This is a genomic window from Streptomyces sp. NPDC088785 (assembly GCF_044750685.1).
GTDB lineage: Bacteria > Actinomycetota > Actinomycetes > Streptomycetales > Streptomycetaceae > Streptomyces.
On sequence record NZ_JBIVKH010000002.1, the window covers coordinates 654,873 to 666,315 of the forward strand.

Below are 11,443 nucleotides of genomic sequence, written 5' to 3' on the forward strand. Positions count from 1 at the left end.
GCCCCCTGCACCACGCCCCCGCACCACGCCCCCGTACGACGAGCGAAGGCGCCGGCCCCCGCGGGGGCCGGCGCCTTCGCGGCACGCTCCGTGCGTCAGCTCTCCTGACCGGTCGGCCGGGAACGGCCCGCGCCCCAGCGCGCCCGCAGCCCCGCCGTGAACCGTGACCGGCGCTCGCCGAGGGCCCACACCACCCGGACGGCCGAGCGCGGCACGAGCGTCGCCCGCAGCCGCGCCGACCGGCTCACCGCGGCGTGCAGCGCGGCGTGCGCCCGCCGCACGTCGTCGCCGAGACCCGACGCGGGCTGCGGCCGGGGCGCGTACAGCACCTGCTCCACCGCCGCCGCCACCCGCCCCACCGCATCCGCGGCCGGCGCGTCCAGCCGCCCGAGCAGCACGATCCGGGCCGCCGCCCCGCGCGGGGTCAGCGAGTCGTCCGGCGCGATGCCGTGGTCCCACGCCGTGTCCGTGAGCTCCTGCCACGCCGCCAGGGTGCGCCCCGCGACACCGGCGTCGGTGCGGCCCCCCGACCCCAGGCGCAGCGCCCGGACCCGCAGCCGCCACAGCAGCGGGAGCAGCGGCACCAGCAGCACCAGGAGCGCCGCGAGCGCCACCAGCAGGATCGTGCCGAGCGGCGGCCCGTCGTCCGACCCGCCGGTCACCAGCGCGGGGGCCGTGCTCGCGCACCCGTCCTCCTTGCGCTGCTGCGCCGAGCAGCTCTCCGACGCCGACGGCTGCGCCGAGGACGTCGCCGCCGAGGCGGACTCGGTGGGCGCCGTCGAGACGGACGAACCGTCGGCCGGCGTGTCGTCCTGCGTGTACTCCGGGGTGTAGCCACGCGTCGGCGTCGGCTCGAAGCGGGTCCAGCCGACCCCTTCGAAGTACAGCTCGGGCCAGGCGTGCGCGTCCCGCAGCCCCACCGTGTACGTCCCGTCGCCCCCGGCCGAGCCCGGCGTGAAGCCGACCGCGACCCGGGCCGGGATGCCCAGCGTCCGCGCCATCGCCGCCATCGAGAAGGCGAAGTGGACGCAGAAGCCCTCCTTCTGCTTCAGGAACCGGACGATGGCCGCCGAACCGCTGCCCGCCTGCACCTCGGTGTTGTACGTGAACCCGCCGTCGACCGCGAAGTAGTTCTGGAGCTTCACCGCGCGCTCGTAGTTGTTCGTCGCGCCCTGCGTGATCCGCAGCGCCGTCCGGTTCACCACGTCGGGCAGCGACGCGGGCACCTTCGTGAACTCCCGCGCGAGTCTCTCCGGCGGCCGGCCCGCGTTGGCCAGCTGCTGGGCCGTCGGCTGCACGACCAGGCTCTTCACGCTGTACTGCTCGTCGCGCGTGGTCTGCCCGCGGTCGCCCACCAGGGTCCGGCCGACCTCCTCGAACCGCCAGTGCCCGTCGATCCGCACCTGCGAGGCGGGGTACGGCATCGGCAGCCAGTTCTGGGTGTACCAGTCGGCGGCCTTGATGTTCGTCTGGACCTCGGTCCTGCGGATGTCCGGTCCGAGGCCCGGCGGGTTCGGCAGCGTCGAGGGGACGTCGGTGATGCTGCGCACCGACGGGCGCCAGGTGGTGCCGTCGAACTCGTCGAGGGAGACGATCCGCAGATACATCTCCGAGGACTGCTCGGCGTTGGTCCGGTACGTCAGGACCGTGCGGTCCTCCGGCTGGTTCAGGCTGTTCTGGAGCGAGACCAGCGGATTGACCGCGGAGATCATGCCCCCGCCGCCCGAGCCCGACCCCGCCCCCGACCCCGCCGGGCCGAGCACGCCGCCGTCCAGTGCGGGCAGCGCCAGCGGCACCACCAGCGCGATGCCCAGGGCCACCACGCCGATCCGCCGCCCGGTGCGCACCGGGGCGGTCGCGGCGCCCGGGCCGTCGGCCACCGGCGTGCTGCCGACCCCGCGTCCGGTGCCGCCGAAGACCCGCCCCCACTGCGAGAGCCGGTCGCGCCCCTCGGCGAGCAGCAGCACCAGATAGCCGCCGGCCGCGAGGACGAACCACAGCCAGTCGGCGCCGCCCTCGGAGAGCCCGGCGGCCACCGAGTACAGCGCGAGCAGCGGCAGCCCGGCCGGGGCCGCGCTGCGGAAGGTCACCGCCAGCGCGTCCACCGCCAGCCCGATCACCAGCGCGCCGCCCACCAGCATCAGCCGGATGCCGTCGGACACCGGCGCCGGGATGGCGTACCGGCCGACGTCGTCGCCGCCCGACTCCAGGAGCAGCCCGAAGTACCGGAAGGCGTCCGGGCCGGGGACGATCGCGGCGACCGCCTGCTCGCGCGCGAACGTCAGGGTGAGCAGCAGCAGCGACACCAGCGCCTGCACCGCGATCGTCAGCGGCCGGGCCAGCGGCACCCTGCGGGCCGCGGCGCCCACCGCCGCCTGGATCGTCAGCAGGACCGCCGCCTCCAGCAGCCAGGCCGACCGGTCGACCAGGGGCAGCAGCGAGCAGGAGGCCAGGAACGTCGCCAGGGTCGCGCAGATCGACAGTCGGGCTCCACCGCTCATGACCAGCCCCCCGCGCCGCTCATACCTGCCGTGCTCGTGCCGAAACGGTCGTGGTCCGCCTGCCGCCACGCCTCCACCAGGGGCGCGCCTGCCGGTACGGCGACCGCCGTCCAGCCCGCGTCCTGGAGCATGCGCTGCCGCTCGGCGCAGCGCCCGGCCGGGGCCGCGCCGCCGTGCGACCAGGTCTCGCTGTCCAGCAGGAAGGCGATCGCGCCGCCGCTGCGCTGCCGCATCTTGGCGGCCACGGCGGCCTGCTCCTCGTCGAGGTCGCCGAAGAAGGCGATGAGCAGGCCCTCGTTACCGCCGCGCAGCCCGTCGTACGCGGCCGACAGCGACACCGAGTCCGAGTGGTCCACGACGGAGAGGGTGTCCATCATCAGGCCCGCGGCGTCCGCCGACTCCTGGCTGGCGCCCGCGAACCCGTCGCTGCCCTCGCCCGGCACCGAGTTGCCGGTGTCGGTCAGCAGCCGGACCGAGAAGCCCCGTTCGAGCATGTGGACCAGGACGGAGGCCGCGCCGGACACCGCCCATTCGAAGGCCGCGTCGGGGCCCGCGCCCTGGAAGGCGCCGTCGCGCGTGTCGAGCAGCACCGTGCAGCGGGCCCGCTGCGGCTGCTCCTCGCGGCGCACCATCAGCTCGCCGTAGCGCGCGGTCGAGCGCCAGTGGACGCGGCGCAGGTCGTCGCCGTAGCGGTAGCCGCGGGGGATCACGTCGTCCTCGCCGGCCAGCGCGAGCGAGCGCTGCCGCCCGTCCCCGTACCCCTTGGCCTCCCCGGCCAGCCGCACCGGCGGCAGCGGCTCCACGCGCGGGATCACCGTCAGAGTGTCGTACGCCGAGAAGGACCGGGTCAGCTCGCACATGCCGAACGGGTCGGTCAGGCGCAGCTGGAGCGGGCCCAGCGGATAGCGGCCGCGCAGATCGGAGCGGACCCGGTAGGACACCTCGCGGCGGCCGCTCGCCTCGACCCGGTCGAGCACGAAGCGGGGCCGCGGACCGAGCACGTAGGGCACCCGGTCCTGGAGCATCAGCAGGCCGGTGGGCAGCCGGGAGATGTTGTCGATGCGCAGGTGCACCCGCGCCTCGGAACCCGCGGGCACGCGCGCGGGGGACAGGCGGCGGCGGCCGGCGACCCGGTAGCGGGTGCGGTACAGCACGCCCGCACAGACCAGGGGGAGCGCCGCGAGCAGCAGTCCGACCCGGAGCAGATCGCTCTGCCCCAGGACGTACGCGCAGATGGCCGCGGCGATACCGGCGGCGAGGAACGAACGGCCGCGGGTGGTCAGACCGGACAGCGCCGTGCGCAGGCCGCTCTTGTCCCCCTTGTCGTTCGTCGCGTCGCCGTCCGCGAACCCGCCCCCGGGGTCGGCCGTGTGGTACCCCCCGGCCGTCATCAGGGCCTCCGGGTGCCGGGCGACTGCTCGCCGTACAGCGGGGGCGCCGGGTGGGCGTACCCCTGCTGGGGGGTGCGGGTGTCGGCGGCCGGGACCGGGGTGCGCTGGAGGATGTCCAGGACGACCTGCTCGGCCGTGCGCCGGTTCAACTGCGCCTGCGCGGTGGGCAGCAGGCGGTGTGCCAGGACCGCCACGGCCAGCGCCTGCACATCGTCCGGGAGCGCGTACTCGCGTCCGCTGAGGGCCGCCGACGCCTTGGCGGCGCGCAGCAGGTGCAGCGTCGCGCGCGGCGAGGCGCCGAGTCTGAGGTCGGGGTGGGTGCGGGTGGCGGCGACCAGGTCCACCGCGTAGCGCCGTACGGCGTCGGCGACGTGCACCGTGCGCACCGCGTCCACCAGCTTCACGATGTCGTGCGCGTGCGCCACCGGCTGGAGGTCGTCGAGCGGCGACACCCCGCCGTGCACGTCCAGCATCTGCAATTCGGCCTCCGGGCTCGGATAGCCGATGGAGACCCGTGCCATGAAGCGGTCGCGCTGGGCCTCGGGCAGCGGATACGTGCCCTCCATCTCGACCGGGTTCTGCGTCGCCACCACCATGAAGGGGCTGGGCAGTTCGTAGGTCTTGCCGTCGATGGTGACCTGGCGCTCCTCCATGGACTCCAGGAGCGCGGACTGGGTCTTCGGCGACGCGCGGTTGATCTCGTCGCCGATCACGATCTGGGCGAAGATCGCGCCCGGCTTGAACTCGAAGTCCCGCCGCTGCTGGTCCCAGATGGACACGCCGGTGATGTCCGACGGCAGCAGGTCGGGGGTGAACTGGATGCGGCGCACCGAGCAGTCGATGGACCGGGCCAGCGCCTTCGCGAGCATCGTCTTGCCGACGCCCGGCACATCCTCGATGAGCAGGTGCCCCTCCGCGAGGAGCACCGTCAGCGAAAGCCGTACGACCTCCGGCTTGCCCTCGATCACACCCTCCACCGACCTGCGGACCCGCTCCGCGGTGGTGGTCAGATCAGTGAGGCTCGCTCGATCGTCATAGGTCGTCACCCGGCCCTCCTCGGCCCCGTACTCTCCGGGCCGACGCTCTGTGACGCGGACCGGCCCACCCCGAACACGGACACCACGCGCGAGCAGTTCGGACGCTCGCGCCGGTGTCACAACCGCATTCTTGTTGGCGTTACCGGTTCGTGTCACTCGCCTGTGGACAACTGGCCGCGATATGTCGGGGCTTACGACCTTTTGAGCGGACGGCCCGGCGGCCGTCCGCTCCCGCGCCGGGTCAGGCCGGGGTGATTTCCCGCAGCCGCCCGGTCTTCACGTCGAAGACGAAGCCGCGGATGTCGTCGGTGTGCAGGAGGAAGGGCGAGGTGCGCACCTTCTCTATCGACTGCCGCACGTCCTGGTCGACATCGCGGAAGCCCTCGACGGCCCAGCTCGGGCGCTGTCCCACCTCCAGCTCCAGCTCGTGCCGGAACTCCTCCGTGAGCGACTCGAGGCCGCACGTCGTGTGGTGGATGAGGACCACACTGCGGGTGCCGAGGGCGCGCTGGCTGATGGTGAGCGAACGGATCACGTCGTCGGTCACCACGCCGCCCGCGTTGCGGATCGTGTGGCAGTCGCCGAGCTGGAGTCCGAGCGCCTTGTGCAGGTCCAGGCGCGCGTCCATGCACGCCACCACGGCGACCCGCAACACGGGGCGGGCGTCCATGCCGGGATCGGTGAACGCCTCGGCGTACTCGCCGTTCGCCTCGACCAGGCGGTCCGTCACGGTGCCGTCGGCCGGTATGGCGCCTTCGGAGGGGAGGGATGCGGAAGTCGTCATGGTGTCGACGTTACTGGTCACCGGCGTGCGTGGCCTGCTGTGAGAGGGGACAAAGAACGCCATCGCAGCTTGTTGTGAGCTAACCCACAGCGGGCGCGGACCTCCTCCGAACAGGTGAATTCGGGTGATGTCGGGGGGAGGGACCGGTTCCCCGGGAAGCGGTCCGCGACGCGCAGGCCGGTTGATTGACCGGGGGACACGGTGGACTAAAGTGACGCCGAACCCCATGAACGAAGCAACACGGAGATCCCGGCGCCGCCGGACGCTCCCCGCGTGCGCGGCGCGTACGTACGGCTCGGCCTCCTCCCGCTCCGGTCGGCCGGCGTCACTTCCCCGGCGCCGACGGACCACCATCCCCTTCACGAGCGGGCGGGGACCCAGTGGTGCGTCCGCGCCGGCCCGCCGGACCTGAGAGGGCCTCTTGAGTCAGCGACACGTCCCGGTCATGCTCCAGCGCTGCTTGGACATGTTGGCCCCCGCGCTGGCGCAGCCGGGCGCGGTCGTCGTCGACTGCACGCTCGGCCTCGGCGGCCACAGCGAGGCCCTGCTCAGCACCTTCCCCGCCTGCCGGCTCGTCGCGCTGGACCGCGACAAGGAGGCGCTGCGCCTGTCGGGCGAGCGCCTGGCCCCCTTCGGCGACCGCGCCACGCTGGTGCACGCCGTCTACGACGAACTGCCCGAGGTCCTGGAGCGGTTGGACATCCCGCGCGTCCAGGGCGTCCTGTTCGACCTCGGCGTCTCCTCCATGCAGCTCGACGAGGCCGACCGCGGCTTCGCGTACGCCCAGGACGCGCCGCTCGACATGCGCATGGACCAGACGACGGGGATGAGCGCCGCCGAGGTCCTCAACACCTACCCGCCGGGCGAACTGGTGCGCATCCTGCGCCAGTACGGCGAGGAGAAGCAGGCCAAGCGGATCGTCTCGGCCGTCGTGCGCGAGCGCGAGAAGGAGCCGTTCGACAACAGCGCGCGGCTCGTCGAGCTGATCAGGGACGCGCTGCCGCAGGCCGCCAAGCGCACCGGCGGCAACCCGGCCAAGCGCACCTTCCAGGCCCTGCGCATTGAGGTCAACGGCGAGCTGAGCGTCCTGGAGCGGGCCGTGCCGGCCGCGGTGAAGGCGCTCGCGGTCGGCGGCCGGATCGCCGTGCTGTCCTACCACTCGCTGGAGGACCGCCTGGTCAAGCAGGTCTTCTCGGCGGGCGCGGCCACCACCGCACCGCCCGGACTGCCGGTCGTCCCCGAGCAGTACCAGCCCCGCCTGCAACTCCTCACGCGCGGCGCCGAACTCCCCACGGAGGAAGAGGTCGCCGAGAACCGCCGGGCCGCCCCGGCGCGGCTGCGGGGTGCGCAGCGGATCCGCGAGGACGTGAACGGATGACGGTCGAGTGAGACACGCGCGCGTGAAGGGGTGGGCATGAGCACCAAGAGTGACGCGCAGGGAACCAGGAAGCCCGAGGGAGCCAGGGGCTCCCGCAGTTCCAGCGGCCCGCCCGGCGGAGCACGCGGCCGGGCGGCGCGGCTGGCGCGCTTCCTGCCCGGCACGCCCTCCGGTGGCTCCCAGGCCGCCCGCACGCCGTTCGTCCTCCTCGTCGTCCTGCTGCTGGGCGGCGGTCTCATCACGCTGCTGATGCTGAACTCCTCGCTCAACGAAGGATCGTTCAAGCTCACCAAGCTCAGGAAGCAGACCACCGAGCTGACCGACGACGAGCAGGAGCTCCAGCGCGAGGTCGACTCCTACTCCGCGCCCGACGCCCTCCAGCGCCGCGCCCGGGAACTCGGCATGGTCGCCGGCGGCGACCCCGCGTTCCTCGGCCCCGACGGCGGCGTCCGCGGCCTGCCCAGCCCGGCCTCGCTGCCCGTGCCGCCCCGGCAGCCCGCGCCCCGCCCGCCGGAGGCCGAGCCGACGGCCCCGAGCACCACCCCGAGCACCACCCCGACCGGTGGCCCGGCGGCGCCCGCCACGGCCTCCGCCGACGCGTCCGGCCGGCCCCCCACGCCCACCGCCCCCGCCCCTTCCAGCTCCGGCAGGTGACGTCATGAGCGACAGGCAGCCTCCGCGCCGTCGCGTCCCGGGACCCGCGCGCCCCGACCGAACCGCCAGGCCCGGAGCCCCGCGGCGCCCCGGCCCCGGCGCGCGCCCCGCCGCGGGGCGCGCGCGCCCCGCCCGTCCCAAGACCTCCACCCCACTGCGCCTGGGCAGCCCGCGGCCCCGGCTGCGGATGGTGAGCCTGGGCCTCACGCTCGTCCTCATGGTCTTCACCGTGCGGCTCCTCCAGGTGCAGGGCGTCGACGCGAGCACGTACGCGGCCAAGGCGCAGCTCAATCGCTACGTCAGCCACACGATCGCCGCCGAGCGCGGGCAGATCACCGACCGCAGCGGCGTCGCGCTGGCGACGAGCGTGGACGCGTACGACATCACCGCCGACCCGACGATGTTCACCCCGAAGGCCACCAAGGTCCCGGACGCCCCCGAGCAGGCGGCGGCGCTCCTCTCGCCGATCGTCGGGGTCGACGCCGCCACCCTCACCGAGCGGCTCAAGACCAGGAACACCCGGTACGTGCGGCTGGCCGCGCGGCAGACGCCGCAGGTCTGGAACCAGATCAAGGACCTCAGGTCCACCCTGAACGAGAAGGCCAACGCCGAGGGCCGGGAGGCGAGCGTGCTCTCCGGCGTCCTCGCCGACCCCAGCAGCAAGCGCGTGTACCCCAACGGCGACCTCGCCGCCGGGATACTGGGCTGGGTCAACGCCGACGGCAAGGGCGGCGGCGGGGTCGAGCAGCAGCTCAACAAGCAGCTCACCGGCAAGGACGGCAAGATCCGGTACGCGCAGTCCGGCGGCCGGCAGGTGCCGACGGCCGGCAGCACCGAGCAGCCCGCGGTGTCCGGCTCCGACGTCGAACTGACCATCGACCGGGACATCCAGTGGGCCGCGCAGGACGCGATCACCGAGCAGGTCAAGAAGTCCGGGGCCGACCGCGGGTACGTGATGGTGCAGGACACCCGCACCGGCGAGGTGCTGGCCATGGCCAACGCGCCCGGCTTCGACCCGAACGACCTCTCCCGCGCCAGGCCGGCGGCGCTCGGCAACGCGGCGCTCCAGGACGCCTACGAGCCCGGCTCGACCGCCAAGGTGATGTCGATGGCGGCGGTCCTCCAGGAGAACGCGGCGACCCCGCTGACCCACGTCACCGTGCCCAACCGGCTGCACCGCGGCGACCGTCTCTTCCAGGACGACATCGATCACGAGACCTGGCACCTCACGCTCAACGGCGTGCTCGCCAAGTCCAGCAACATCGGCACCATCCTGGCCACCGGCCAGCTCGGCAGGACGCAGCCCGAGGCCAACCGGACCCTCTCCTCGTACCTGCGCAGGTTCGGCATCGGCTCGCCGAGCGGCCTCGGCTTCCCCGGTGAGACGCCCGGCATCCTCGCCCCCGCGGACAAGTGGTCGACGTCGCAGCAGTTCACGATCCCCTTCGGCCAGGGCTTCTCGATCAACGCGATGCAGGCCGCCTCCGTGTACTCGACCATCGCCAACGGCGGCGTCCGGGTCGAGCCCACCCTGGTGCGCGGCTCCACCGGCGCCGACGGCAAGTTCGTCCCGGCGCCCAAGCCCAAGCAGACCCGGGTCGTCAGCACGAAGACGGCGCGGACGGTCGCCCAGATGCTGGAGTCGGTCGTCGACGACGTGGAGGGCACCGGCACCGCCGCCCGGATCCCCGGCTACCGCGTCGCCGGCAAGACGGGCACCGCCAACCGGGTGGACCCGGCCACCGGCCGCTACAAGGGCTACACGTCGTCGTTCGCCGGGTTCGCGCCCGCCGACAAGCCGCGCCTGACCGTCTACTGCGCGATCCAGAACGCCACGAAGGGGAGCTACTTCGGCGGCCAGATCTGCGGGCCGATCTACAAGAAGGTCATGGAGTTCGCCCTCAAGACCCTCCAAGTGCCGCCCACGGGCGCCAAGTCCGCGAAGCTGCCCGTCTCTTTCCAGCCATGACGGGCGGGAACCGGCCCGACCGGCCGTGACCATGATCACTCCACACCGTGAAGACAGCCTGAAGACCCCGTGACAACCATCACCCCCGATCCAGGGAACCGGCCCGCGCCACGCCCCTCGCTTCGCCCAGGGCGGGCCCGGCCCGGTACGCTCACCGCCGTGCCACACGCTGATCAGTCCCAAACCACCCAGAAGGGCGCACCCGTGACATATCCCGGGCCGCCGCGACCGGCCGAGATCACCGCCGCACCCCTCGCGGAACTGGCTGGTCAGCTGGGCGTCGCCGCACCCCAGGCCACGGTCGAGGTCACCGGCATCACCCATGACTCCCGTGCGGTTCGCCCCGGCGACCTGTACGCGGCCCTGCCCGGAGCCCGCGCCCACGGCGCCGACTTCGCCGCGCAGGCCGCGAGCCTCGGCGCCGTCGCCGCGCTCACCGACCCGGCCGGCGCCGACCGCGTCGCCGCCGCCGGGCTCGCCGCGCTCGTCGTCGACGACCCGCGCGGACACATGGGCGAGCTGGCCGCCACCCTCTACGGCCACCCCGGCCGCGACCTGCTCCAGATCGGCATCACCGGCACGTCCGGGAAGACCACGACCGCGTACCTGGTCGAGGGCGGTCTGCGGACCGTGCGCTCCACCGGGCTCATCGGCACGGTCGAGATGCGCATCGGCGACGAGCGGATCAAGTCCGAGCGGACCACCCCCGAGGCCACCGACCTCCAGGCGCTGTTCGCGGTCATGCGCGAGCGCGGCGTCGAGGCCGTCGCCATGGAGGTCTCCAGCCACGCCCTCGTGCTCGGCCGGGTCGACGGCTGCGTCTTCGACGTCGCCGTCTTCAACAACCTCAGCCCGGAGCACATGGAGTTCCACCGGGACATGGAGGACTACTTCCAGGCGAAGGCGCAGCTGTTCACGCGCGCACGCAGCAAGCAGGGCGTCGTGAACTACGACGACGAGTACGGCCGCCGGCTCATCGACGAGTCCGAGGTCCCCGTCGTCACCTTCTCCGCCGAGGGCCACCCCGACGCCGACTGGCGCGCCGAGGACGTCGAGGTCGGCCAGCTCGGCTCGACGCTCACCGTCGTCGGCCCCAAGGGCGAGCGGATCACCGCCGAGGCGCCGCTGCCGGGCCCCTTCAACGTCGCGAACACCCTCGCCGCGATCGTGACCCTCGCCGTCGCCGGGATCGACCCGCAGACCGCGGCCGACGGCGTCGCCGCCGTGCCGGGCGTCCCGGGCCGCCTGGAGCGGGTGGACGCCGGCCAGGACTACCTCGCCGTCGTCGACTACGCCCACAAGACCGACGCCGTCGAGTCCGTCCTCAAGGCGCTGCGCAAGGTCACCGAGAACAAGCTGCACATCGTGCTCGGCTGCGGCGGCGACCGGGACACCACCAAGCGGATGCCGATGGGCGCCGCCGCCGCGCGGTTCGCCGACACGGCCATCCTCACCTCCGACAACCCCCGCTCCGAGGACCCCCTCGCGATCCTCGCGACGATGCTCGCCGGCGCCGCCGACGTGCCCGCCCACGAGCGCGCCGACGTCGCCGTCTTCGAGGACCGGGCCGCCGCCATCGCCGCCGCCGTCGCGCGCGCCGAGCCCGGCGACACCGTGCTCGTCGCCGGCAAGGGCCACGAGCAGGGACAGGACATCGCCGGGGTGGTGCGTCCCTTCGACGACCGCCTGGTGCTTCGCGAAGCCATCGAGCAGACCCAGGGATGAAGTT

General features: G+C 73.5%; 8 protein-coding genes. 4 read left to right on the forward strand and 4 right to left on the reverse strand.

Features of this window, described 5'->3' with window-relative positions; all coding sequences use genetic code 11:
- Positions 1 to 95: 95 nt before the first annotated feature.
- The 4 genes from ACIP5K_RS08630 to ACIP5K_RS08645 form a co-directional block, all read right to left on the reverse strand.
- Positions 96 to 2,501: a DUF3488 and DUF4129 domain-containing transglutaminase family protein gene (locus ACIP5K_RS08630; protein ID WP_401406826.1), complete on the reverse strand. Its 2,406-nt coding sequence runs from the start codon at positions 2,499 to 2,501 to the stop codon at positions 96 to 98.
- Complete coding sequence (locus ACIP5K_RS08635; RefSeq protein ID WP_401406829.1) at positions 2,498 to 3,892, reverse strand: DUF58 domain-containing protein; 1,395 nt, start codon at positions 3,890 to 3,892, stop codon at positions 2,498 to 2,500. Before ACIP5K_RS08635 ends, ACIP5K_RS08630 begins: the two co-directional genes overlap by 4 nt.
- Complete coding sequence (locus ACIP5K_RS08640) at positions 3,892 to 4,938, reverse strand: AAA family ATPase (protein WP_401407550.1); 1,047 nt, start codon at positions 4,936 to 4,938, stop codon at positions 3,892 to 3,894. The genes ACIP5K_RS08635 and ACIP5K_RS08640 overlap by 1 nt, the downstream gene beginning before the upstream one ends.
- A 232-nt stretch (positions 4,939 to 5,170) precedes the next feature.
- Positions 5,171 to 5,776, reverse strand: coding sequence for a beta-class carbonic anhydrase (locus tag ACIP5K_RS08645; protein WP_401406832.1), 606 nt, complete (start codon positions 5,774 to 5,776; stop codon positions 5,171 to 5,173).
- Between the two features lie 358 nt (positions 5,777 to 6,134).
- Here ACIP5K_RS08645 and rsmH point away from each other — a divergent pair, with 358 nt between their 5' ends.
- The 4 genes from rsmH to ACIP5K_RS08665 all read left to right on the forward strand — a co-directional run bounded on the left by rsmH (position 6,135) and on the right by ACIP5K_RS08665 (position 11,439).
- A complete protein-coding gene (gene rsmH, locus ACIP5K_RS08650) occupies positions 6,135 to 7,091 on the forward strand; it encodes a 16S rRNA (cytosine(1402)-N(4))-methyltransferase RsmH (protein WP_401406835.1) in 957 nt (318 codons plus the stop codon).
- 36 nt (positions 7,092 to 7,127) lie between these two features.
- Positions 7,128 to 7,745 (forward strand): septum formation initiator family protein, encoded by a 618-nt coding sequence (locus ACIP5K_RS08655; protein WP_401406837.1) that lies wholly within the window; start codon positions 7,128 to 7,130, stop codon positions 7,743 to 7,745.
- Positions 7,746 to 7,749: 4 nt separating this feature from the next.
- Positions 7,750 to 9,714 carry a peptidoglycan D,D-transpeptidase FtsI family protein gene (locus ACIP5K_RS08660; protein WP_401406840.1) on the forward strand — a complete coding sequence of 655 codons (1,965 nt, stop codon included), beginning with the start codon at positions 7,750 to 7,752 and terminating at the stop codon, positions 9,712 to 9,714.
- Positions 9,715 to 9,783: 69 nt separating this feature from the next.
- Positions 9,784 to 11,439 (forward strand): UDP-N-acetylmuramoyl-L-alanyl-D-glutamate--2,6-diaminopimelate ligase, encoded by a 1,656-nt coding sequence (locus ACIP5K_RS08665; protein ID WP_401406843.1) that lies wholly within the window; start codon positions 9,784 to 9,786, stop codon positions 11,437 to 11,439.
- Positions 11,440 to 11,443: the final 4 nt, after the last annotated feature.